Source organism: Clostridium fessum (genome assembly GCF_003024715.1).
Lineage (GTDB): Bacteria > Bacillota > Clostridia > Lachnospirales > Lachnospiraceae > Otoolea > Otoolea fessa.
The window spans coordinates 337,122-358,940 of record NZ_PYLO01000002.1; the positions used below are offsets into that span (position 1 = coordinate 337,122).

The 21,819-nt window shown below is 49.9% G+C and carries 25 protein-coding genes and 2 pseudogenes; 25 read left to right on the forward strand and 2 right to left on the reverse strand.

Going from position 1 to position 21,819, the window contains the following annotated elements; all coding sequences use genetic code 11:
* Positions 1–27 precede the first annotated feature (27 nt).
* The 4 genes and pseudogenes from C7U56_RS06540 to C7U56_RS06555 all read left to right on the forward strand — a co-directional run.
* Positions 28–180 (forward strand): annotated as a pseudogene (locus C7U56_RS06540) (Maff2 family mobile element protein); the annotation flags it as partial.
* A gap of 71 nt (positions 181–251) precedes the next feature.
* Complete coding sequence (locus C7U56_RS06545; RefSeq protein ID WP_319638409.1) at positions 252–617, forward strand: helix-turn-helix domain-containing protein; 366 nt, start codon at positions 252–254, stop codon at positions 615–617.
* Positions 577–954 (forward strand): TnpV protein, encoded by a 378-nt coding sequence (locus C7U56_RS06550; protein WP_002592126.1) that lies wholly within the window; start codon positions 577–579, stop codon positions 952–954. The genes C7U56_RS06545 and C7U56_RS06550 overlap by 41 nt, the downstream gene beginning before the upstream one ends.
* A gap of 47 nt (positions 955–1,001) precedes the next feature.
* The gene (locus C7U56_RS06555; protein WP_002592125.1) at positions 1,002–1,328 is read left to right on the forward strand and encodes a hypothetical protein; all 327 of its coding nucleotides are present in this window, start codon (positions 1,002–1,004) and stop codon (positions 1,326–1,328) included.
* 171 nt (positions 1,329–1,499) lie between these two features.
* Here the strand turns inward: C7U56_RS06555 and C7U56_RS06560 are convergent, their stop codons facing one another.
* The gene (locus C7U56_RS06560; protein WP_002592124.1) at positions 1,500–2,306 is read right to left on the reverse strand and encodes a helix-turn-helix domain-containing protein; all 807 of its coding nucleotides are present in this window, start codon (positions 2,304–2,306) and stop codon (positions 1,500–1,502) included.
* Positions 2,307–2,790: 484 nt separating this feature from the next.
* On the opposite strand from C7U56_RS06560, the gene C7U56_RS06565 reads away from it, so the two are divergent.
* From C7U56_RS06565 to C7U56_RS06600, 8 genes are all read left to right on the forward strand, one after another.
* On the forward strand, positions 2,791–2,979 hold the full coding sequence (locus C7U56_RS06565; RefSeq protein WP_002592123.1) for a hypothetical protein: 189 nt from the start codon (positions 2,791–2,793) through the stop codon (positions 2,977–2,979).
* On the forward strand, positions 2,976–3,317 hold the full coding sequence (locus C7U56_RS06570) for a DeoR family transcriptional regulator (protein WP_002592122.1): 342 nt from the start codon (positions 2,976–2,978) through the stop codon (positions 3,315–3,317). Before C7U56_RS06565 ends, C7U56_RS06570 begins: the two co-directional genes overlap by 4 nt.
* Positions 3,310–3,606, forward strand: a complete 297-nt coding sequence (locus tag C7U56_RS06575) for a DUF3847 domain-containing protein (RefSeq protein WP_002592121.1) — start codon at positions 3,310–3,312, stop codon at positions 3,604–3,606. The genes C7U56_RS06570 and C7U56_RS06575 overlap by 8 nt, the downstream gene beginning before the upstream one ends.
* Before the next feature lie 311 nt (positions 3,607–3,917).
* Positions 3,918–4,172: a CPCC family cysteine-rich protein gene (locus C7U56_RS06580; protein WP_002304358.1), complete on the forward strand. Its 255-nt coding sequence runs from the start codon at positions 3,918–3,920 to the stop codon at positions 4,170–4,172.
* Positions 4,173–4,228: 56 nt separating this feature from the next.
* Entirely contained in the window at positions 4,229–4,720 is a 492-nt protein-coding gene (locus C7U56_RS06585; protein WP_002304359.1) for a hypothetical protein, read from the forward strand.
* A gap of 147 nt (positions 4,721–4,867) precedes the next feature.
* Entirely contained in the window at positions 4,868–6,448 is a 1,581-nt protein-coding gene (gene mobQ / locus C7U56_RS06590) for a MobQ family relaxase (protein ID WP_002304361.1), read from the forward strand.
* 65 nt (positions 6,449–6,513) lie between these two features.
* Entirely contained in the window at positions 6,514–7,158 is a 645-nt protein-coding gene (locus tag C7U56_RS06595) for a CHC2 zinc finger domain-containing protein (protein WP_002304364.1), read from the forward strand.
* A complete protein-coding gene (locus tag C7U56_RS06600) occupies positions 7,127–8,464 on the forward strand; it encodes a virulence-associated E family protein (protein WP_002304366.1) in 1,338 nt (445 codons plus the stop codon). Before C7U56_RS06595 ends, C7U56_RS06600 begins: the two co-directional genes overlap by 32 nt.
* A 28-nt stretch (positions 8,465–8,492) precedes the next feature.
* Here C7U56_RS06600 and C7U56_RS16200 read toward each other — a convergent pair whose 3' ends face one another.
* A complete protein-coding gene (locus C7U56_RS16200) occupies positions 8,493–8,732 on the reverse strand; it encodes a hypothetical protein (protein ID WP_021682886.1) in 240 nt (79 codons plus the stop codon).
* Here C7U56_RS16200 and C7U56_RS06610 point away from each other — a divergent pair.
* The 13 genes and pseudogenes from C7U56_RS06610 to C7U56_RS06670 all read left to right on the forward strand — a co-directional run bounded on the left by C7U56_RS06610 (position 8,706) and on the right by C7U56_RS06670 (position 21,720).
* The gene (locus tag C7U56_RS06610) at positions 8,706–8,903 is read left to right on the forward strand and encodes a hypothetical protein (RefSeq protein WP_002304371.1); all 198 of its coding nucleotides are present in this window, start codon (positions 8,706–8,708) and stop codon (positions 8,901–8,903) included. The genes C7U56_RS16200 and C7U56_RS06610 overlap by 27 nt on opposite strands.
* Complete coding sequence (locus tag C7U56_RS06615) at positions 8,904–10,574, forward strand: recombinase family protein (protein ID WP_002592120.1); 1,671 nt, start codon at positions 8,904–8,906, stop codon at positions 10,572–10,574.
* Between the two features lie 90 nt (positions 10,575–10,664).
* A pseudogene (locus tag C7U56_RS06620) lies at positions 10,665–10,748 on the forward strand (Maff2 family mobile element protein); the annotation flags it as partial.
* A gap of 70 nt (positions 10,749–10,818) precedes the next feature.
* Positions 10,819–11,682 (forward strand): VirB6/TrbL-like conjugal transfer protein, CD1112 family, encoded by an 864-nt coding sequence (locus C7U56_RS06625; protein ID WP_007860210.1) that lies wholly within the window; start codon positions 10,819–10,821, stop codon positions 11,680–11,682.
* Positions 11,683–11,686: 4 nt separating this feature from the next.
* Positions 11,687–12,595 (forward strand): radical SAM protein, encoded by a 909-nt coding sequence (locus tag C7U56_RS06630; protein ID WP_040415648.1) that lies wholly within the window; start codon positions 11,687–11,689, stop codon positions 12,593–12,595.
* A gap of 1 nt (position 12,596) precedes the next feature.
* On the forward strand, positions 12,597–12,989 hold the full coding sequence (locus C7U56_RS06635) for a PrgI family protein (RefSeq protein WP_007860207.1): 393 nt from the start codon (positions 12,597–12,599) through the stop codon (positions 12,987–12,989).
* Entirely contained in the window at positions 12,949–15,345 is a 2,397-nt protein-coding gene (locus tag C7U56_RS06640; protein ID WP_055143062.1) for a VirB4-like conjugal transfer ATPase, CD1110 family, read from the forward strand. Before C7U56_RS06635 ends, C7U56_RS06640 begins: the two co-directional genes overlap by 41 nt.
* Positions 15,342–16,298, forward strand: a complete 957-nt coding sequence (locus C7U56_RS06645; protein ID WP_055143064.1) for a DNA-methyltransferase — start codon at positions 15,342–15,344, stop codon at positions 16,296–16,298. The genes C7U56_RS06640 and C7U56_RS06645 overlap by 4 nt, the downstream gene beginning before the upstream one ends.
* Positions 16,299–16,336: 38 nt before the next feature.
* Complete coding sequence (locus C7U56_RS06650) at positions 16,337–18,265, forward strand: C40 family peptidase (protein ID WP_431603105.1); 1,929 nt, start codon at positions 16,337–16,339, stop codon at positions 18,263–18,265.
* Between the two features lie 21 nt (positions 18,266–18,286).
* The gene (locus C7U56_RS06655; RefSeq protein ID WP_003508256.1) at positions 18,287–18,553 is read left to right on the forward strand and encodes a DUF4315 family protein; all 267 of its coding nucleotides are present in this window, start codon (positions 18,287–18,289) and stop codon (positions 18,551–18,553) included.
* Positions 18,543–19,283, forward strand: a complete 741-nt coding sequence (locus C7U56_RS06660; protein ID WP_107000666.1) for a DUF4366 domain-containing protein — start codon at positions 18,543–18,545, stop codon at positions 19,281–19,283. The genes C7U56_RS06655 and C7U56_RS06660 overlap by 11 nt, the downstream gene beginning before the upstream one ends.
* Positions 19,280–21,355: a type IA DNA topoisomerase gene (locus tag C7U56_RS06665; protein ID WP_107000667.1), complete on the forward strand. Its 2,076-nt coding sequence runs from the start codon at positions 19,280–19,282 to the stop codon at positions 21,353–21,355. Before C7U56_RS06660 ends, C7U56_RS06665 begins: the two co-directional genes overlap by 4 nt.
* Positions 21,356–21,393: 38 nt before the next feature.
* The gene (locus tag C7U56_RS06670) at positions 21,394–21,720 is read left to right on the forward strand and encodes a cysteine-rich VLP protein (protein WP_477100005.1); all 327 of its coding nucleotides are present in this window, start codon (positions 21,394–21,396) and stop codon (positions 21,718–21,720) included.
* The last annotated feature ends 99 nt before the right edge of the window (positions 21,721–21,819 follow it).

The window sequence follows — 21,819 nt, forward strand, 5'->3', positions numbered from 1 at the left end:
CGCACAGCGGCAGAAAGCGAGGTTTATATGGAGTTTTTCAACAGCGCAGTTGGTGTATTGCAGACTTTGGTTATCGCGCTTGGCGCAGGTCTTGGCATTTGGGGTGCCATTAACCTCATGGAGGGTTACGGCAACGACAATCCGGGCGCAAAGAGCCAGGGCATGAAGCAGTTCATGGCTAATTAAAGGGAACAAAAAGAAAGGAAAAGCACAATCCAGACGGTATCAGCGGCAGGTTACAAGAATAAATTGTGATTTCACAAGATTGGTGCTATAATAATAAGAGAAAAGTTCCTGCCGGGGCAGCCGCCCCGGTGGTATGGATAGAAAGGCAGGAAAACAATATGCACATCAGCTATAAACCACTCTGGCACACACTGTTAGAGCGTGATATGAGAAAAGAAGATTTAAGGCTTGCCGCCGGTATGACAACGAATATGATTGCCAACATGAGCAAAGAGGGAAAGCACATCAGCATGGACACATTAGCCCGTATCTGCGAAACGCTGAATTGTGAGATTACCGATGTGATTGAGTTAGTACCAGACGAGCCTGCTTCCACAGGAGGTAAGGAACATGAGCGAATTGAAACCAAGAATAACAGAAAACGGAATTGATTATATCCTTGTTGGGGATTACTACATCCCGGATTTGAAGCTGCCGGAAGAACACCGCCCCATTGGAAAGTATGGACGGCTACACCGGGAATATTTAAGAGAAGTCCACCCAGCCAGATTGAACACATTGATATTGACCGGAGAGCTATGGACATATCTTACAGACCTGAACGAACAGGCACAGGAACGGTTAGACACCATCATGGAACAGATGAAAGCTGCCGAGGGCGTGACCGAAGAATTAAAGCGTACCCATCAAATGGAATGGGTGCAGCGTTGCAATAACATTCACAACCGGGCAGAAGAAATTATTTTGCGTGAGATAATTTATTCATAACGGTGTGATAGAATGATTATGACAAATCGGGATTGGTAGGTGATAGTATGAAAAAGAAAACAAAGATTATTATTGGAATTTTGGTTGTTTTTGCAATTTTAGTGGCAGGAATTAGTTATAGAGAATATATAAAGGCACACACATTTACACTCTCTGGCAATGAACAGATACAATCAATCACAGGAACTGTAAAAGTAAGTAGTCCGAAAGATACAGAAGTGATTTTTATTGATGTAAAAACTGGGGTAAATTATGCTATTCCTTATATTACCTCTGGAGCAAGTGAAACGATTAAGCTTGAAAAGGGAAAATGGTATAGTGTTGAAACAGGCGAAGGACTTACAATGAGTTTGGTGAATGTTCGTATAGAATAGATAGGGCGTATATTTATTTTTTTGTGGGGCGTAGGATCAAAAGTCAATAGAAAAAGATATGAGAAAGCATAAATAAAATTCCAGCTTGTCATTCTGAAAATTTAACTGAATAACCACAGCACAAACCGCTGCTACATGGAAGCTAACAAACCATGCAACAGCGGTTTTTCTTTACCGTTTTTTCCTCTGGCTGATTGGCGTTCCCATTTTCTTTGATTTTTTGAGAATCCGAATCAGCCAGCGAAATTCTTCGTCTGACAGATTTTTATAGTTGATACCGAGCTGTTTACAGTAAAGGACAACCAGCTTTTCATCCCGACTGCCCTTGAAATTTTCGACTGCTTCCAGATTTTCTTTCAATTCATCGGCAACGGTGGTCTGGGGCGCACTCTCGCTGTCCTTTTTGTGGGCTTCCCGAATATCCCGGATAATGAGGTTGAGGTCATCCCGTACCATGTGGCTGAAATACTCATCATCACTGATATGTGCGGCTTGCAGCACCTTCAAATGCGGGTCATCTTCGCCGGGGCGATACCGTTCAATGATTTCATGCCGGACGGTATCGACAAGGGCGTTGAGGTTCTGAATCTGCATGGTGGCAATCCCATCCACATAAATCTCAATGTCCGCAAGAAACTTGATAAAGTCCTTATGGGTGGCAAGTTCGCAGAGCAGACGGTTGTTAATCCGACCGCTTTTCAGAAGTGCCACCATTTCATCGCTCAAATGTAGCTCCCTTAATGGCGTGTTGATCTCCACCATGTTCTCTGTCCGGCAAAAGAGATAATCGAGGGACACCCCATAAAAATCTGCCAGCAGGATAAGATTACCATGGTTGATTTCCTTAAAATCATCTTTTTCATAACTTCCAAGAGCTGATTTTGAAATACCTGTTTGCTCTGCCAGTTCTTCCAGTTTTAATCCTTTGTTTAATCGTAAATCTTTTAGCCGTTCCTGTATTGTAGTAGCTCCGTTCATTGAAGCAGCTCCCCCTTTTTGACAACATATATAACCGTTGAATTGATTATACCATATCAATTCCGCAATCGTGGAAATTTCTGATTTTTACCCCGAATTCCTACTTTGTGGACATACGGCACAGGGCACAAAAATGTTCTATGATACAGGTAGTTCATCGATGGATTATTCCAATCGAATGACCAGCCTGTGTGGGATATGCTTCCCCGGTGATGTAGTGCCATGACTTTTGGCAGGGATATGGAGGAACCCTGACCAAAACGAGCATACCAAAGGGAGCGATACGCCGCTGTGAGATTCAGGGGAGGAACGACACCGGGGAGAACTGGCGAACTGACACCGAAATGATACCGAAACACGACAATCTGATAGGGGGATAGTCTACCCTATCACTGATACTTCGGGAGATTTTAAGCGGCTCTATGACCGTAATTTTGCCGAAAATCGCCCCGAAACCATACACAAAAACGGGAGGAAGCGCAATATGCCGAGAATGAGCAAAAAGAGGAAGCATGAGCTTTCCTTTTACCTCAATGACCGGGGGCGTGTCACTTACAACGAATTATGCCGGAAATGCCAGCATGGGTGCAGGCAGAGCTTCCGGGCGGTTGTGGTTGACTGCCCCCGTTATTTATCCAAACGAGCAAAGAAAAAGGAGGAACACACCGAATGAATTTTGAATTTATGACGATAGACACACCATTGCCGCCGTGTATGCCATTTCCCATAGCGTTGACAGGATTTCCAGTCAGCAGCACCGCAAAGGTCATGTACTGCCGGATGCTGGACGCTATGCTATCCAAAGGGCAGGAGGACGAAAACGGAATCCTGTTTGTCTGCTTCCCTGTCACAGCCATTGCCGCAGTCCTGTCCCGCAGCTCCATGACGGTCAAGCGTTCTCTGAATGAACTGGAAACCGCTGGGCTTATCATGCGGGTGCGTCAGGGTGTGGGAGAACCAAACCGGATTTATGTGCTGATACCGGGAAAGGAGGACGCTGCCCTTGCCTGAGACCTCAAAGCTGGAAAAACTCAACTGGGAGCTGGAGAAAAGCGAAAAGAAACTGCGGAAAGCCATCAATGATGAAAAGGCATTGCAGTACCAGTTAAAGCAGCTTACCCGAAAGGAACGAACGCACCGGCTCTGTACCCGTGGCGGTATGCTGGAAAGTTTTCTGCAAGAGCCGGAACGCCTGACAGATGATGATGTCATGCTGTTGTTGAAACTCATTTTTCACAGGCAGGACACGCAGGAACTATTGAAAAAACTGCTGGAACGGGAGAAGCCGGAAACCCCTTAGTTTACTAAGGGCGCAATTATACACCACCCAGAAGTTGGTGCATTGCGTTCTCCGAAGGCTCCTCGCCGGAGGGCTGTGATTTTCCGCAGTCATGGTCTGCTCCAAATCAAACAGGGGACGCTACGCTTCCCCTGCGCTGGCTGCCGCCAGCTACCCTTTTGTGGACTTGCCATCTGGGGACACCTTGCGCTGCAAGCTGTTCCCAGCCGACAAGTTTCATAAAATATGCTATCTTTTCGATAGGCAATAAAGTATAATGAAGTCAGCAATAAATCAGGAATTTGAGGTCAAGGATTAAACGGGAGGTTTATATGAAAAAATACCAATGTCCTTGCTGCGGATATTTTACCTATAATGTTCCGGCAAATAAAGATTGTGGGTATATTTGCCCCGTTTGTTTTTGGGAGAATGACCCGTTTATTGCTTCTGATAACGAACCAAGCGACTCTAATCATGGAATAACACTAAAAGAAGCGAAATTCAATTTCTCAAAATTTGGTGCTTGTGAAAAAGAAATGTTATGTTATGTCCGATCACCAAGAGATGATGAAAAAGAAATTTCATAGCGACAACTTCCAACTTGTAGAACTGAAAAATTGAAATTTGATGGGATGGTGATATTATGAAAAAGATAATGGCAGTTATGCTATCGTTGCTTGCTTGTACGGTTCTGCTTGCAGGGTGCAACACTTCCTCCGAAAGCAATGAAGAACAGTCCTTAAAGGTATATTCATTTAGCGGAGAAAATGAATATATTTCTGTGTCGAATGGTGTAATTATTTTAGATGGCAAAGATGAAATTTGCTATGGTGGTGATTTGAAAGTGATGTCAGACGATTTTGCTAATATTACCACATACTCAACGACCATTTATATCAATGGAAGCGAAAAAGAAACTCTGCTTTCTAATGGTGTTGATGATCAGACAGGTGAGACAATAGATGTTTCTGGAAATGTTGGACAAATTTCTGGTGACATTCTCAGAGATAGTGACGCTGATAAGTTGACTGATAATTTGTGGTTTGAATTGAAAACAACCAATTTGAACGGAGAAGAAAGCACTTATCGGGTACAGTTAGAGACAACTGAAATCACAAAGGAAGTCAAAAAGTAACCCCAAACTCTTACAACTAAATACCCGCCGCCCACAAAGCGGCACACCAAGCAGGAAATCTGAAAAAGGTTGCCTGCTTTTTTTCTGCCCAAAATGAGGTGGCAAAACGCCACCCCATCCGCCAATCACAGAAAGGAGTGACACGAAATGCCCTGTCCGCACAACGAAATTTCTATTGTGCAGCGCAGCCAACAGCAGTCTGCGATTGCCGCCGCTGCTTACCAGAGTGGCGAAAAACTGTTCTGTGAATACGACCAGCAAGTGAAGCACTATCCGGAAAAGCGTGGTATCGTCCACAATGAAATCCTGCTCCCGGCAAATGCCCCACAGAAATATGCAGACCGCAATACCCTATGGAACGCCGCCGAAGCGGTGGAGAAGCAATGGAACTCCCAGCTTGCAAGGCGGTGGGTGCTTACCATCCCCAGAGAGATACCGCCTGACCAGTACGCTGTCCTTGTACGGGAGTTTTGTGAGCAGCAGTTTGTTTCCAAAGGCATGATTGCTGATTTTGCAATCCATGACCCCCATCCGCCGGGACACAATCCCCACGCCCATATCATGCTCACTATGAGGGCAATGGACGAACATGGAAAATGGCTTCCCAAGAGCCGCAAGGTTTATGACCTTGACGAAAACGGGGAACGGATAAAACTTCCGTCCGGCAGATGGAAAAGCCACAAGGAGGATACGGTGGATTGGAACGACCAGAAGTATTGCGAAATCTGGCGGCATGAATGGGAGGTCATCCAGAACCGCTATCTGGAAGCCAATGACCGTCCGGAGCGTGTGGACTTGCGTTCCTATGCCAGACAGGGGCTTGATATTGTCCCCACTGTCCATGAGGGGGCTGCTGTCCGGCAGATGGAAAAGCGTGGTATCCAGACGAATATCGGAAACCTGAACCGGGAAATCAGAGCCGCCAACAGTCTGATGAAGTCCATCCGGCAGCTTATCCAAAACCTCAAAGGCTGGATTACCGAGCTGGGAGAAAAACGGAAAGAGCTGCTTGCACAAAAAGCGGCGGAGGAAGCGACACTTCTTCCCAATCTGCTGATGAAGTACATGGAGATACGAAAGGAAGAACGGAAGGACTGGACGAGGGCTGGACAGAACCGGGGGACTTCACAGGACTTAAAGGCAGTCAGCGAAGCCCTGTCCTATCTCCGGCAAAAGGGACTTTCCACTGTGGAGGACTTAGAAGCGTTTCTGGAATCTTCCGGGAAATCAGCCGCAGATTACCGCAATCAGATGAAGCCAAAGGAAGCCCGCAGCAAAGTGATTGACGGGATTCTTGCCAGCCGGACAGACTGCAAGGAATGTAAGCCTGTCTATGAGAAGTACCAGAAGATATTTTTCAAGAAAACAAAGGAGAAATTCAAACAGGAACACCCGGAGGTTGCCCGGTATGCGAAAGCCGCCTCCTACCTTGCCAAGCACCCGGACGATAAGGACAGTACCCAAAAGGAGCTGCAAGAGGAGCAGGAAACGCTTCTGGAAGAAATTGCAGCCCTGAAAACACCGCTGACCGAGGTACAGGAGGATTTGAAGAAGCTGCGGGACATTCGCTACTGGGTACGGAAAGCCACCCCCGGCACAGAAGAAAGCAAAGAGCCGCCCAAGAAACAGCCTATCAAAGAAGTCTTGCAGGATAAGGCTGACGAGAAAAAAGCACAAAGAACTGTCCCGGCACAGACGAAGCACAAACAACAGGATATGGAACTTTAACAGGCACTTGCCATTTTCAATCAGAGAATGTCAGGTGCTTTTCTTATTTTCAAGGAGGGATAGATTTGAATGTATTTGAAGCTGTGAAGCAGTCCGTCACAACAAGACAGGCTGCGGAGCATTATGGAATCCATGCAGGGCGGAACGGGATGGCTTGCTGCCCGTTTCATCACGATAAAACCCCAAGCATGAAGCTGGATCGGCGTTACCACTGCTTCGGCTGCGGTGCGGATGGGGATGTGATTGATTTTGCCGCCGCCCTGTATGGGCTGGGAAAGAAAGAAGCCGCCGTACAACTGGCACAGGACTTCGGGCTTTCCTATGAGGACTGGAAACCGCCGGGAAAGGCAAAAAAGCCCAAGCCCCGGCAGAAATCCCCGGAGGAACAGTTTCAGGAAGCAAAGAACCGCTGTTTCCGTATTCTTGCCGATTATTTCCACTTGCTTATGGCATGGAGAACGGACTACGCCCCGCACTCCCTGGAGGAAGCCTTTCATCCCCGGTTTGTGGAAGCCTTACAGAAGCAAGCACAAGTGGAATATCTGCTGGATGTGCTGCTGTTCGGGGAAACAGAGGAAAAAGCGGCTTTGATTACGGACTACGGAAAGGATGTGATACAGCTTGAACAGCGAATGGCAGAGCTTGCAGCCGCAGACGCAGCGAGAACTAAAAAACACCATGAACGCCATGCAACCGCCCCAGAGCATTGAGGAAATCAAGGCGGGACTGGAAACTACCGAGAAAGGCGGTGTCCGTCAGAGCATACGGAACTGCCTGACCGTATTCCAGCGTGACCCGCTGCTTTCCGGGGCTATCGCATACAACATCCTGACCGACCGCAAGGACATCATAAAGCCCATCGGTTTTCACAGGGAAAGCACCGCCCTGAACGATACGGACATGAAGTATCTGCTTCTTTATCTGGAAGAAACCTACGGGCTTACCAATGAGAAAAAGATTGATAACGCCATCGGGATTGTGGCGAATGAAAACAAGTACCATCCCATCCGGGACTATTTAAGTACCCTTGTGTGGGACGGGACAGAACGAATCCGTTTCTGCCTGCGGCACTTTCTGGGGGCTGACGCAGATGATTACACCTATGAAGCGTTGAAGCTGTTCCTGCTGGGTGCAATCTCACGAGCCTTTCAGCCGGGGTGTAAGTTTGAAATCATGCTCTGTCTGGTCGGCGGTCAGGGGGCTGGCAAGTCCACCTTCTTCCGTCTGCTGGCAGTCCGGGACGAGTGGTTCTCCGATGATTTGCGGAAGCTGGATGATGACAATGTGTACCGCAAGCTGCAAGGTCACTGGATTATTGAAATGTCGGAAATGATGGCAACCGCAAACGCCAAGAGCATTGAGGAAATCAAGTCATTTTTAAGCCGGCAGAAAGAGGTTTACAAGATACCCTATGAAACCCATCCGGCAGACCGCCCCCGTCAGTGCGTATTTGGCGGCACTTCCAATGCCCTTGACTTCCTGCCCCTTGACCGTTCCGGCAACCGCCGCTTTATCCCCGTCATGGTGTACCCGGAGCAAGCCGAGGTTCACATTTTGGAGGAGGAATCCGCTTCCAGAGCCTATATCGGGCAGATGTGGGCGGAAGCGATGGAGATTTACCGAAGCGGCAGGTTCAAGCTGGCTTTCAGCCCCGCCATGCAGCGGTATCTCAAAGAACACCAGCGGGATTTTATGCCGGAGGACACCAAAGCCGGAATGATACAGGCGTATCTTGATAAGTACACCGGGAGCATGGTCTGTTCCAAGCAGCTCTACAAGGAAGCCTTGAACCATGCCTTTGACGAGCCGAAGCAATGGGAAATCCGGGAAATCAACGAGATAATGAACCAGTGCATTTCCGGCTGGCGGTATTTCCCGAACCCAAGAATGTTTTCCGAATATGGCAGACAAAAGGGCTGGGAGCGTGAAAACCCGGCAACGGACTCCGGCAACCCGTCTGAAAAAACGATGGATGGTTTTGTGGAGGTCACAGAACAGATGGAGCTTCCATTCTGAAAATGACCGCCCGTTGCACCCCCTGTTGCTATCCCGTTGCCGAGCCGGTTGCCGGGGAAAACCCCTTATTTCCGGGCTTTTCTCCCTTATAACAACCAAAACAACAGAAAAATAAAAGAAAAGTATAAATAGTAACCATCGCCAGATTGAGATTGTTTGCAAGGTCTTTTGAAGCCCGTTGCCGGACTTCGTTGCCGACACCCTCTGTCTGGCTATTTTCATGTATGGAGGATAACTGCCTATGGCAAAAAACAAAACAGAGATTCATGTTACAACGGTGTTTGACGGGGAACTGGACGCCACTGATGTGTTCGTCAGCCTGATTTCCCAGAAATACGGAAAGACAAATACAAAAGAATATCTTGCTAAAAAGAAAGATATAAGCTATAATGAAGATGAGGTTCAAAAGAGCCAGATACCGTCTGGATTGTGTGGGTAAATGGCTATGATGAACGAAATGGAATACAGAACAATCGGAAAGGCACTTGCCGGGGGCTATCGTGCAGCGGTCTATTGCAGGCTGTCAAAGGACGATGACCTGCAAGGCGAAAGTGCCAGTATCGCAAACCAGCGTGATATGCTGGAAAAATACTGCGAAAAGCAGGGATGGGAGGTTGTGGCAGTCTATCAGGACGATGGCTTTACAGGTCTTAACATGGAGCGTCCTGACTTACAGAGGATGTTAAAAGCCATTGAGCGGAAACAGATCAACCTTGTCATCACGAAAGACCTCAGCCGACTGGGGCGTAATTATCTGCAAACCGGGCATTTGATTGAGGACTTTTTCCCAAGAAACGGTGTCCGCTATATCGCCATGAATGACGGTATCGACACCCTGCGGGATAACAACGATATTGCCCCGTTCAAGAATATCCTGAACGAGATGTACAGCAAGGATATTTCAAAGAAAGTCCATTCCTCTTATCTTCTGAAAGCGCAGAAAGGACAGTTTACCGGGTGTCTTGCCCCGTTTGGGTATCGGAAAGACCCGGAGGACAAAAACCATCTGCTCATTGACGAGGAAACCGCCCCGATTGTGCGGCTGATTTTCGGATATGCCCTGAACGGTCATGGTCCGAACTATATCCGCAGACGGCTGGAAGAAGAAAAAATCCCCTGCCCCACATGGTGGAACCGGGAACGGGGGCTTCGCAATACCCGCACCAAATGGGAAAAGAAAGACCCGGAAAACGGGCGGTATATGTGGGACTTCTCCGTTATCAAAGACCTTTTGGTGAATCCCGTCTACACCGGGGCGATTGCTTCCCAGAAAAAAGACTACCGCTTCAAAATCGGCACGATTGGGGAAAAGAAGCCGGAGGACTGGATTGTAGTGGAGGAACAGCATGAACCGCTGATTGACCGCATGAGCTTTGACATTGTGCAGAACAAGCTGAAATCCCGCCAGCGTCCGGGGCAGACCAATGAAATCAGCCTGTTTGCCGGACTGATAAAATGCGGCGAGTGTGGGAAGTCACTGACGATACGCTACACAAACGCAAAACATCCCCAGCAGATTTACTCCTGCAAGACCTACAATGCCTTTGGAAAGAACCACTGCACCCAGCACCGGATTGACTATGACACCCTTTACAGCCATGTACTGCGGAAAATCCGGGAATGTGCCAGAGCTGCCCTGATGGACGGAGAAGCGGTTGCTGACCGCCTGACCAATACCTGTGAAGCCGAGCAGCGGGAACAGCGGGAAGCAATGGAACGCTCCCTTACAAGGGACGAGGAACGGATTGAGGTTCTGGACAAAATGGTAATGCGGCTTTATGAGGATATGATTGCAGGGCGTATCAGTGAGCAGAACTTTAACACCATGCTGGAAAAGACACAGACCGAGCAGACGGAGCTTAAAACCAGAGTATCCGAGGGCAGAAAGCGGCTGTCCGATGAAGTCCAGCTTGCCAATGATGCAAAACAATGGGTGGAAGCCATTCAGGAATACGCCAACATCACAGAGTTGGACGCAGCCACCCTTAACCGCTTAATCAAAGAAATCGTCGTGCATGAGCGCATTGACGAAGATAAAACAAGACACATTTCTATCGAAATTCATTTTAATCTCAAACCCATCCCGGAGGTGGAACAGGTCACTGCCTGACCTGTCCCGCCGGGACGATTTTCTTAAAAACACCATATAGATTTTTTGTACGCCGCCGCCCACCATCGAGCAGAGTTTTACACCTAATTGGGGATAAAACAGCTCATGGCGGGCGGCGGCGTCGCTTTGATCGGCGGCACCCTTGTTCCCCTGCTTTCTCAACTTTTTGGATAATGCCTAAAACAAATACCACCCGCCGCGCCCTCTCGGAAACGGGAGGGCGCGGGAAAGGAGGGATTAACTTTTGATATGGCAGATGATTGAAGATTGGTTTCGCGGCATTTTGACAGACGGGATTTTATCGAACCTTTCCGGCTTGTTTGACAGCGTAAATACAGAGGTTGGAGAAATCGCAACACAAGTCGGCACGACCCCCGCCGGGTGGAACGCGGGCATATTCAACATGATACGCAGCCTTTCGGAAAACGTCATTGTACCGATTGCGGGCGTTATCATTACCTTTGTCATGTGTTATGAACTAATCCAGCTTGTAATTGAAAAAAACAATCTGCACGATCTCGACACTTGGATTTTCTTCAAATGGATTTTTAAGACCTTTGTTGCGGTGCTGCTGGTAACAAACACTTGGAACATCGTCATGGGAGTTTTCGACGTTACGCAGAGCGTCGTCAATCAGAGCGCGGGGGTTATCATATCCGATACAAGCATAGACGTTACCACCGTCATTACCGACATTGAAGCAAAACTCGACGCTATGAGCGTGGGCGGTCTTTTGGGGTTATGGTTTCAATCCCTCTTTGTAGGGCTTACCATGAAAGCCCTGTCAATCTGCATTATGCTTGTGGTGTATGGGCGCATGATTGAAATATATCTTGTAACGAGCGTTGCCCCTATCCCTATGGCAACAATGGTAAATCACGAATGGGGCAGCATGGGACAGAATTACTTAAAATCTTTGCTTGCGCTTGGTTTTCAGGCGTTTCTGATCTTGGTGTGTGTCGGCATTTATGCGGTGTTGATACAAACAATCGCAGCGACCGACGACATTTCCGGCGCGATCTGGGCTTGCATGGGCTATACCGTCCTCTTGTGCTTTACGCTTTTCAAAACGGGAAGCCTTGCAAAGAGCGTCTTTTCGGCACATTAAGGGGGTGAGTTATGATTTGAAAATCGGTTTAATCGACGTTGACAGCCATAATTTCCCCAACCTCTGCTTGATGAAGCTATCCGCGTATCATAAAGCAAAGGGGCATACGGTGGAATGGTGGAACGCAAAGGGGCGGTACGACCTTGTATATAAAAGCCGCGTCTTTACGGACACCTATTCCAAAGACACGATAACCGTTACCAACGCGGAACAAGTTATTTTCGGCGGTACGGGCTACGACACGAAAAACCGCTTGCCGCCGGAAGTGGAACACAGTTACCCGGATTATTCTATCTACCCGCAGTTTTTCGGGATTGCCTACGGCTTTTTAAGCCGGGGTTGTCCGAGAAATTGCGGGTTTTGCATTGTCAGCAGTAAAGAGGGACGCAAAAGTGTTAAGGTTGCGGATTTGTCCGAGTTTTGGAAATGGCAGCCGGAAATAAAAATCATGGACGCTAATCTGCTTGCCTGTCCCGACCATGAAAATCTCATTGAGCAGCTTATACGAAGCCGCGCATGGGTGGATTTTTCGCAAGGGCTGGATATTCGCCTTGTGAACAGGGATAATGTCAGCCTGTTAAATCGGGTACGGATAAAAGCGGTACATTTTGCATGGGATAATCCCGACGAGGACTTAACCGGGTATTTCCAACGTTTTTTGGATTTGACCGCCATTAAGAGCAGCCGCCAGCGGCGCGTGTATGTTCTTACCAACTACGGCAGCACTCACGAACAGGATTTATACCGCGTGAACACCTTGCGGGCTATGGGCTTTGACCCGTATGTGATGATTTACGAGCGTCCAACCGCCCCGCCTGTTACCCGCCATTTGCAACGGTGGGTAAATAACAAACGGCTTTTCTATGCTGTCCCCCGTTTTGAAGATTACATTCCGGGCAGAAAGGAGGTTTGAAATGGCGTATGTAACCGTCCCAAAGGACTTAACAAAAATCAAAAGCAAGGTAATGTTCAACCTTACGAAACGACAGCTAATTTGTTTCAGCGCGGCGGTAGCAATCGGACTGCCGCTGTTCTTTTTGGTAAAAGACAGCGTTGGAACAACCACAGCGGCATTGTGCATGGTGCTTGCCATGCTGCCTATGTTTTTGCTTGCCATGTACGAGAAAAACGGGCAACCGCTGGAAGTGATTATTCGGCAATTTGTGGAAGTGAAGTTTCTTCGCCCCAAAGAGCGACCTTATCAGACCAACAATTTTTATGCCGCCCTTGCGCGGCAAGAGCAATTAGATAAGGAGGTACGGGCGATTGTCAAAGGAAAAGAAAAACACCCAAAACGAAAAGCGTAAACTTTCCCGACAGGAAAGAAAACAGATAGATACCCTTATCCGACAGGCAAAGGGCGACGGGAAGCCCCATACGGCGCAGGACAGCATACCGTTTGAGCGAATGTATAAGGACGGGATTTGCCGCCTTGCAAACGGGCGGTATTCCAAGTGCATTGAGTTTGAGGACATCAACTATCAGCTTGCGCAGCCGGACGACAAAACCGCCATTTTTGAAGCCCTTTGCGATATGTATAACTCGTTCGACGCTTCTATCAGCGTGCAGCTTTCCCTAATCAGCCGCCATGCGAACAAGGACGATTTCAAGAACAGTATCACGATTGCGCCGCAGAATGATGACTTCGACAGTATCAGAGCAGAATACACCGAAATGCTTAGGACGCAGCTTGAACGCGGAAACAACGGGCTTATCAAGACCAAGTTTCTCACCTTTACCGTTGAAGCAAAGGACATTAGATCGGCGCGGGCGCGTCTTGCCCGCATTGAAACGGACACCCTCAACCATTTTAAGGTGATCGGCGCGGCGGCGCGGGTATTGGACGGGAAACAGCGTCTTGAAGTGCTGCATGGGATTTTCCACCCGGACGGGGAACGCTTTAACTTTGCGTGGGAATGGCTACCCGCAAGCGGTCTTTCTGTCAAAGACTTTATCGCGCCGTCCTCTTTCCGATTTGGCGACGGGCGAATGTTTCAAATGGGCGGCAAGTTTGGCGTAGTTTCCTTTTTGCAGATCGTCGCGCCGGAACTCTCCGACCGTATGCTTGCCGACTTCATGGACGCGGAAAACGGGATTATCGTCAATCTGCACATTCAGAGTATCGACCACAACGAAGCAATCAAGACGATTAAGCGCAAGATTACCGACCTTGACCGTATGAAAATCGAGGAACAGAAAAAAGCAATCCGCAGCGGCTACGACATGGATATTATTCCGTCCGACCTTGCCACCTACGGCGGGGAAGCAAAAAACCTACTCCGCGATTTGCAGAGCCGCAACGAAAGAATGTTTCTGCTTACGCTGCTTGTCTTAAACCTTGCAGATACCAAGCAGAAATTGGATAACGAAGTATTTGGAGCGGCGGCAATCGCGCAGAAATACAACTGCATTTTGACCCGCCTTGACTACCGGCAGGAACAGGGGCTTATGTCCTCTATCCCGTTGGGGGAAAACCTTATCCATATCCAGCGCGGCTTGACGACCAGCAGCACCGCCGTTTTCGTTCCCTTTACGGTGCAAGAGCTGTTCCAAAGCGGCGAAGCATTGTATTACGGCTTAAACGCCCTTTCCAACAACATGATTTTGTGCGACCGAAAGAAGCTGAAAAATCCCAACGGCTTGATACTCGGCACACCGGGCAGCGGCAAAAGTTTTTCTGCAAAACGCGAAATCACAAACGCTTTTCTTATCACGTCCGACGACATTATCATTTGCGACCCCGAAGCCGAATATTACCCCCTTGTCGGACGTTTGAAAGGACAGGTTATCAAGGTTTCGCAGAACAGCACGCAGTACATTAACCCTATGGATATTAACCTCAATTACAGCGAGGGCGACACGCCCATAGCCTTAAAGAGCGATTTTATCCTTTCCTTTTGTGAGTTGATTATGGGAGGTAAAAACGGGCTGGAAGCTGTCGAAAAGACCTTGATTGACCGCGCTGTTATCAGCGTGTACCGCAACTACCTTGCCGACCCGAAGCCGGAGAATATGCCGATTTTGGGCGACCTCTACGACGAGATCAAGAAGCAGCCGGAAAAGGAAGCGCAGCGTATCGCGGCGGCATTGGAACTCTATGTAAACGGCAGCTTGAACATTTTTAACCACAGGACAAACGTTGACATTCATAATCGCCTTGTCTGCTTTGATATTAAGGAACTCGGTACGCAGCTTAAAAAAGTCGGTATGCTTATCGTCCAAGACCAAGTATGGAACAGAGTAACGGTAAACCGCAGCGAGGGCAAGGCGACGCGGTATTACATCGACGAATTTCATTTACTCTTGAAAGAGGAACAGACCGCAGCATACAGCGTCGAGATTTGGAAGCGTTTTAGGAAGTGGGGCGGTATTCCGACAGGTATCACGCAGAACGTCAAAGACCTTTTGACGAGCAGAGAAGTTTCAAACGTTTTTGAAAACAGCGATTTTGTCTATATGCTCAACCAAGCACAGGGCGACAGGGAAATCCTTGCAAAGCAGCTTAACATTTCGCAGCAGCAAATGACCTATGTAACCCATTCCGACGCGGGCGAGGGGCTTATTTTCTACGGCAACGTGATTTTGCCCTTTATTGACCGTTTCCCGCAGGATACGGAACTGTACCGCGTCATGACGACCAAACCCGGCGAGGTGTCGGCATGAGGATAGAAACGGACAAAATCTATTGCGGCGACAGCTTGCAGGTGCTTCAAACCTTGCCGGAAAACGCAGTTGATTGTTGCGTAACGTCCCCGCCCTACTATGCCTTGCGGGACTATGGCGCAGACGGGCAGATCGGACGGGAAGCAACGCCGGAAGAATATGTTTCCCGCATTACGGCGGTATTCCATGAGGTAAAGCGGGTGCTTACGCCGGAGGGGACTTGTTGGCTGAATATCGCGGACACTTATTGCGGCACAGGCAGCAAAGCCGACCACCAAGACCCCAAATATCCCAAAGGCAGGAACGGGCAGCAAGTGGCGTTCAACCACCGCGCCCCCGGCTGTAAGCCCAAAGATTTAATCGGTATTCCGTGGCTTGTAGCCCTTGCCTTGCGGGGCGACGGTTGGTATTTGCGCAGTTCTATCATTTGGCACAAAACAAACCCCATGCCAGAAAGCACGCGGGACAGGCCGACCCGCTGCTATGAATATGTGTTTCTGCTTACCAAGTCAAAGAAGTATTACTACAATTGGCAAGCAGTAGCCGAGCCGATAGCCCCCACAACGGCGGGGCGGCTGAAAAGCGGAGTTAGCAAAGGAAACAAGTATAACGTTACTGTTCCGGGGCAAAACCAGCCGCAGAAAATCAACCGCCCCCGCGAAAAGGGCGCATACGCCGACGAGTTGATTTGTCCCGTCCGCAGCCGTCGCAACGTTTGGCAGATCAACAATGTCGCGTATCATGGCGGGCATTTCGCAGCATACCCGCCCAAACTTGCGGAAACGTGCATTTTGGCGGGCTGTCCCGTGGGCGGGATTGTCCTTGATCCGTTTTTAGGCAGCGGCACCACCGCAGCGGCGGCAAAGCACCTTTCCCGCCGCTATATCGGCATTGAGTTAAACCCCGACTATTGCACCCTTGCAAAACAGCGGATTGGAGGTGATGAAGATTGAGCAAGGAATGGAAAGCCCCCGACAAGGTAACGCAGAAAATGACCCGCGACGGGGCGGTTGCGGAAAACCTCACGACGGGCGAAACAACGAGTATCAGCGAAAGGCCGCAGGAGGAAAACTATTCCCAAGCCCCTACCGCAGCGGCAGAAAAGGCTGTTGACCGTATCGGCGCAGAGGTTGAACGGCAAGCGGCAAAGGGCGCAGGGAAAAAAGCCCTTGACGCGGCGCAGCTAAAAACCCATACTTCCCGCTTGCAGTTTTCCGAAGCGGAACGGGCAACGCCGGAATTGCAGAAATCTATCCGTAAATCCGAGAAAGCGGCAGACCGTTTAGACGCAGCGCGGGCGGCTATCCCCAAGCAGACCAAAATCAAGAAAGAGCGCGTTTTTGACGAAGCGAAAGGCAAGGCAAAGACGCGCCTTTCCTTTGAAAAGACGGATAAGCCCCCAAACGGCAAGTTGCGGCATAACCCCTTGTCCCGTCCGGCGCAGGAGTTGAACAGCACCGTACATGGGAAAATCTACGAGGTTGAGAAAGAAAATGTCGGTGTGGAAAGCGGGCACAGGGTAGAACTTGCGGGCGAGAAAGCGGGCGGTATGGCGGCGCGGACGGTAAAGCGCGGCATACGCAGCCACAAGCTGAAACCCTACCGGGCAGCGGCGGCAGCCGAGAGAAAGGCGGTAAAGGCAAACGCCGATTTCCTCTATCAAAAGGCGCTGCACGATAACCCCGCCCTTGCGCACTCAAACCCGATTTCCCGTTTTTGGCAGAAGCAGCGCATTAAAAAGCAGTATGCAAAGACGCTGAAAGCGGGCGGCAAAGTGAAAAAGACCGCCGAAGCCACCGCAAAGGCGGCGAAGAAAACCGCGCAGGAAACCAAACGGGCGACGTTCTTTGTCGTCCGGCACTGGAAAGGCTGCTTGCTTGTGGGCGGGATTGCCTTTATCGTGCTTCTGCTTTTCGGCGGCTTGTCCTCTTGCTCCCTCTTTGGCGGCAACAGCGGCAGCGGCTTAATTGCGTCGTCCTATCTTTCCGAGGACGCGGATATTACAGGCGCGGAAAGCGCGTATGCCGCTATGGAAGCCGAGTTACAAGATATGCTGAATAATATCGAGCGCGAATACCCCGGCTATGACGAATACCGGGTGAACGCGGACGAGATCGAGCATGACCCCTATGTGCTAATCTCTATCCTTTCCGCGCTGCATGAGGGCGTGTTTACCCTTGATGAAGCGCAAAGCACCCTTGAAATGCTCTTTGAGAAACAGTATATCTTGACCGTTGAGGAAGAAGTACAGGTACGATACCGCACCGAAACGAGGACGGACAGCGAGGGCAACGAATATGAGGTTGAAGTACCCTACAACTATTACATTCTCCATGTGGATTTGGAAAACTTCAACCTTTCCCATGTCCCCGTCTACATCATGGGCGAGGAACAGCTATCCATGTACGCTATGTATATGTCGTCGCTGGGAAACCGCCCCGATTTGTTCCCGTCGTCCGGCTATGTGTCTAAATACTATGAAAACCCGCCCGCCGATTATGAAGTACCCGCCGCGCTGCTTAATTCCGATGAACAGTTTGCGCGGCTCATAGAGGAAGCGGATAAATACGTCGGCTTTCCCTATGTGTGGGGCGGCAGCACCCCGGAAACCTCTTTTGATTGCAGCGGCTTTGTGAGTTATGTATTGACGAACAGCGGCCTATACAATACGGGCAGACTTGGGGCGCAAGGGCTTTACAACATTTCAACCCGCGTTTCCAACCCGCAGCCGGGGGATTTGGTTTTCTTTACGGGTACATACGACACGCCGGGGGTATCTCATGTGGGTATCTACGTTGGCGAGGACGGGGACGGAAGCCCCGTCATGCTGCATTGTGGCGACCCGATACAATACGCAAAACTTGATACAAGCTATTGGCAATCCCATTTTTACGCCTATGGGCGGCTACATTACAACTGACTTTGAAAGGAGTTTATTTCTATGGCAAACACGAAACTTGACCGTATCGAAAGGGATATTGAGAAAACGAGGGCGAAAATCCTTGAATACCAAAAAAGGCTGAAAGACCTTGAAGCGCAGAAAATCGAGGAAGAAAACGCGCAGATCGTTCAAATGGTGAAAGCGGTACACCTTGACGGGGCGCAGCTTGCCGCGTTCCTCTCCGCTTACGCCAGCGGCGAAATTGCCTTGCCACAGCCGGACGCAGACTACACCGACGAACAGGAGGAAACCGAAGATGAAGCATAAAAAACTGTTCCGCAGCGTTACCGCTTTGCTTGCCGCCCTTGTACTCATGGGCGGCTTTTCTGTTACCGCTTTTGCGGGCGGCGGTGATGTGAGCGACGAGCCGCCTACCCCCGTAACCGAAACCGAGCCGGAAGAAACGACGGGCGGCTATGAGCCGCAGCCCTTAACGCCGGAGGGCAACATGAGCCTTGTGGACGACATAACGGGCGAAGCGTCCGGCGATAAGCAGTTTATTACCGTCGTTACGAAAAACGGAAACTATTTTTACATCATCATTGACCGCGCCGAGGACGGAGAAAACACCGTCCATTTCCTCAATCAAGTTGATGAAAAAGACCTTTTGCAGCTTATGGAGGACGAACAGACCGAAGCCCCCGTTTGTAGCTGTACTGAAAAATGCGTTGCCGGAAGCGTCAACACCGATTGTCCCGTTTGCAGCGTCAACATGAGCGAGTGCGCGGGCAAGGAAGCCGATCCGGAGCCGGAAGAAACCGAGCAGCCGGAGCCGGTGGAAGATAAAGGCGGCGGCATGGGCGGTGCTATTCTGCTTGTGGTGCTGCTTCTTGCCGCAGCGGGCGGCGGCGCGTTCTATTACTTTAAGATTATGAAGCCCAAAAAGGACGCGGCAAAAGGCAACAGCAACCTTGACGACCTTGATTTTGACGAGGACGACGAGGAAACGGAAGAAGTAGAAACCGAACAGACCGAGCAGGAGGACGACAATCTATGAAACTTGTAATTGCAGAAAAACCGAGCGTCGGGGCGGCGATTGCCGCCGTTATTGGCGCGAATGAAAAGCGCAGCGGATATTTTGAGGGCGGCGGCTACCTTGTGTCGTGGTGTATCGGGCATTTGATTAGCCTTGCAGACGCGGCGACCTACAACGAGCAGTACCGTAAATGGAAGTACGACGATCTCCCCATTGTCCCGCAGGAGTGGCGGTTTATCGTTGCCAGCGGCAAGGAGCAGCAGTTTTCTATTCTCAAAGACCTTATGCACCGCAGCGACGTTACCGAGATTGTCAACGCTTGCGACAGCGGGCGCGAGGGAGAACTCATTTTCCGCTTTGTCTATGAACAGGCGAATTGCAAAAAGCCCTTTTCCCGCCTTTGGATTAGCAGCATGGAAGCAAGTGCAATCCGCGAGGGCTTTTCAAACCTCAAAGACGGGCGCGGCTATGATAACCTCTATCAATCCGCGCTTTGCAGAGCAAAGGCCGATTGGCTCATTGGTATTAACGCGACCCGCCTTTTCTCTATCCTCTACCATAAAACATTGAATGTCGGCAGAGTGCAAACGCCCACCCTTGCTATGCTGGTAAACCGCGACTATGCAATCAGCAGCTTTAAGAAAGAAAAATATCATGTTGTCCGTCTGAACGCGGGCGGTGTTTCGGCTTTGTCCGAAAGGCTGAACGACGAAGCGGCAGCGCAGCAAATGAAAGCGGCTTGCGAGAAATCGCAAGCCGTTTGTACTTACCTCAAAAAAGAGAAAAAGACTGTTTCCCCGCGGAAGCTGTTTGATCTTACCGCGTTGCAGCGCGAAGCCAACCGCCTGTATGGATTTACGGCGAAACAGACCCTTGATTATGCGCAAGCCCTCTATGAAAAACGGCTTTTGACCTATCCCCGCACCGACAGCAAATATATCACTTCCGATATGCAGAGCAGCACAAAGGAACTCATTACCGGGCTTTGTTCGCTGCTTCCCTTTATGCAGGACGTGAAGCTGCAAGCAGACCTTACAAGGGTTTGCGACAACAGCAAAGTAACCGACCACCACGCTATTTTGCCGACAGCCGAGTTTTTGAAAGCGGGCTTTTCTTCCCTTGCCGACAGCGAAACAAAACTTATGACCCTTGTGTGCGCGAAGCTGCTTTGCGCCGCAGCCGCGCCCTATGAATATGAAGCGGTTACGGCGGTTATCTCTTGCGGCGGCTATACCTTTACCGCAAAGGGAAAGACGACGCTTTGCGAGGGGTGGCGTGAGATTGAAAAACTGTCCCGCGCCGCGTCCGAGGAACAGGACGAGGACGCAGAGCCGGAAACCGTTTTGCCGCCGCTTGCCGAGGGGCAGACCTTTGACAATCCGGCAGCGGAGATCTCCGAGCGTTACACACAGCCCCCGAAAGCATATACCGAAGATACGCTTCTGTCCGCTATGGAGAACGCGGGCAAGGAAGAAGCGCCGGAGGACGCAGAGCGCAAAGGGTTAGGCACTACCGCAACGCGGGCGGGTATCATTGAAAAACTCATTAGCGCGGGCTTTGCCGAGCGCAAGGGCAAAAAGCTAATCCCCACAAAGGACGGGTATAACCTTGCCGCTATTCTGCCCGAAATCCTTACGTCCCCGCAGCTTACGGCAGAATGGGAAACCCGCCTTACCGGGATTGCCAAAGGCAGCGACAGCCCGGACGATTTCATGCGCGGGATTGAGGAAATGACAGCGGGGCTTGTCAAAACCTATTCCGCGATTTCCGAAGATAAAGCGAAGCTGTTTACCCCGCAGCGGGAAGCAATCGGCACTTGCCCCCGTTGCGGCGCGGCAGTTTACGAGGGCAAGAAAAACTACTACTGTTCCGACAGGGCTTGCAGCTTTGTCATGTGGAAAAATGACTTGTTCTTTCAGCAGCGCAAAAAGACTTTCACAAAGGCGATTGCCGCCGCCCTTTTGAAAGACGGAAAGGTAAAAATCAAGGGTATGTACTCCACCAAAACGGGAAAGACCTTTGACGGGGTTGTGCTGCTTGCCGACACAGGCGGCAAGTATGTAAACTTCCGCGTCGAGCAGAACCGAAAATGATTAGGCTTGATGAAAAACAATACCGCGCTGTAAAGAAAATGACCCGCGCCGCTTGTGCAAATAATGATTGCGGGAATTGTCTGCTATTGGACGACGGGGAAACTTGCGTTTGTGTGCAGAGTATCAGCTATTCGCTGCTATGCCGTTATTTCCGCGAAGCGGTTTTACCCGCAGACAGGCAGCTATGCGAACAGATCACCCGCAGCGGGGAAACCGATTTGAAGCGTTGCGCGGTATGCGGCAGCACGTTTGCGGCGGGCAGCAACCGGGCGAAATACTGTCCCGATTGCGCGGCAAAGATACGCCGCAGACAGAAAGCGGAAAGCGAGAGAAACAGGCGTTTACGGATAAGAACAACTACATAGCAAGCACAGCAAACGAGTACCCGTTTGCGAGAAATGCCCGCGCTGCTCTATGGGAAGCGCGGGCATTTTGCTTGTTGGGATAGTCCCAAACCCTTAAAA

Bases quoted from the DNA above. Each gene is read 5' to 3' on its own strand.
- C7U56_RS06580 (WP_002304358.1), top strand. From the start codon at position 3,918: ATGAAAAAATACCAATGTCCTTGCTGCGGATATTTTACCTATAATGTT.
- C7U56_RS06570 (WP_002592122.1), top strand. From the start codon at position 2,976: ATGAATTTTGAATTTATGACGATAGACACACCATTGCCGCCGTGTATG.
- C7U56_RS06550 (WP_002592126.1), top strand. From the start codon at position 577: ATGAGCGAATTGAAACCAAGAATAACAGAAAACGGAATTGATTATATC.
- C7U56_RS06560 (WP_002592124.1), bottom strand. From the start codon at position 2,306: ATGAACGGAGCTACTACAATACAGGAACGGCTAAAAGATTTACGATTA.
- C7U56_RS06670 (WP_477100005.1), top strand. From the start codon at position 21,394: ATGACCCGCGCCGCTTGTGCAAATAATGATTGCGGGAATTGTCTGCTA.
- C7U56_RS06645 (WP_055143064.1), top strand. From the start codon at position 15,342: ATGAGGATAGAAACGGACAAAATCTATTGCGGCGACAGCTTGCAGGTG.
- C7U56_RS06665 (WP_107000667.1), top strand. From the start codon at position 19,280: ATGAAACTTGTAATTGCAGAAAAACCGAGCGTCGGGGCGGCGATTGCC.
- C7U56_RS06660 (WP_107000666.1), top strand. From the start codon at position 18,543: ATGAAGCATAAAAAACTGTTCCGCAGCGTTACCGCTTTGCTTGCCGCC.
- C7U56_RS06650 (WP_431603105.1), top strand. From the start codon at position 16,337: ATGACCCGCGACGGGGCGGTTGCGGAAAACCTCACGACGGGCGAAACA.
- mobQ (WP_002304361.1), top strand. From the start codon at position 4,868: ATGCCCTGTCCGCACAACGAAATTTCTATTGTGCAGCGCAGCCAACAG.
- C7U56_RS06600 (WP_002304366.1), top strand. From the start codon at position 7,127: ATGAACGCCATGCAACCGCCCCAGAGCATTGAGGAAATCAAGGCGGGA.
- C7U56_RS06555 (WP_002592125.1), top strand. From the start codon at position 1,002: ATGAAAAAGAAAACAAAGATTATTATTGGAATTTTGGTTGTTTTTGCA.
- C7U56_RS06635 (WP_007860207.1), top strand. From the start codon at position 12,597: ATGGCGTATGTAACCGTCCCAAAGGACTTAACAAAAATCAAAAGCAAG.
- C7U56_RS06655 (WP_003508256.1), top strand. From the start codon at position 18,287: ATGGCAAACACGAAACTTGACCGTATCGAAAGGGATATTGAGAAAACG.
- C7U56_RS06610 (WP_002304371.1), top strand. From the start codon at position 8,706: ATGGCAAAAAACAAAACAGAGATTCATGTTACAACGGTGTTTGACGGG.
- C7U56_RS16200 (WP_021682886.1), bottom strand. From the start codon at position 8,732: ATGAATCTCTGTTTTGTTTTTTGCCATAGGCAGTTATCCTCCATACAT.
- C7U56_RS06565 (WP_002592123.1), top strand. From the start codon at position 2,791: ATGCCGAGAATGAGCAAAAAGAGGAAGCATGAGCTTTCCTTTTACCTC.
- C7U56_RS06615 (WP_002592120.1), top strand. From the start codon at position 8,904: ATGGCTATGATGAACGAAATGGAATACAGAACAATCGGAAAGGCACTT.
- C7U56_RS06585 (WP_002304359.1), top strand. From the start codon at position 4,229: ATGAAAAAGATAATGGCAGTTATGCTATCGTTGCTTGCTTGTACGGTT.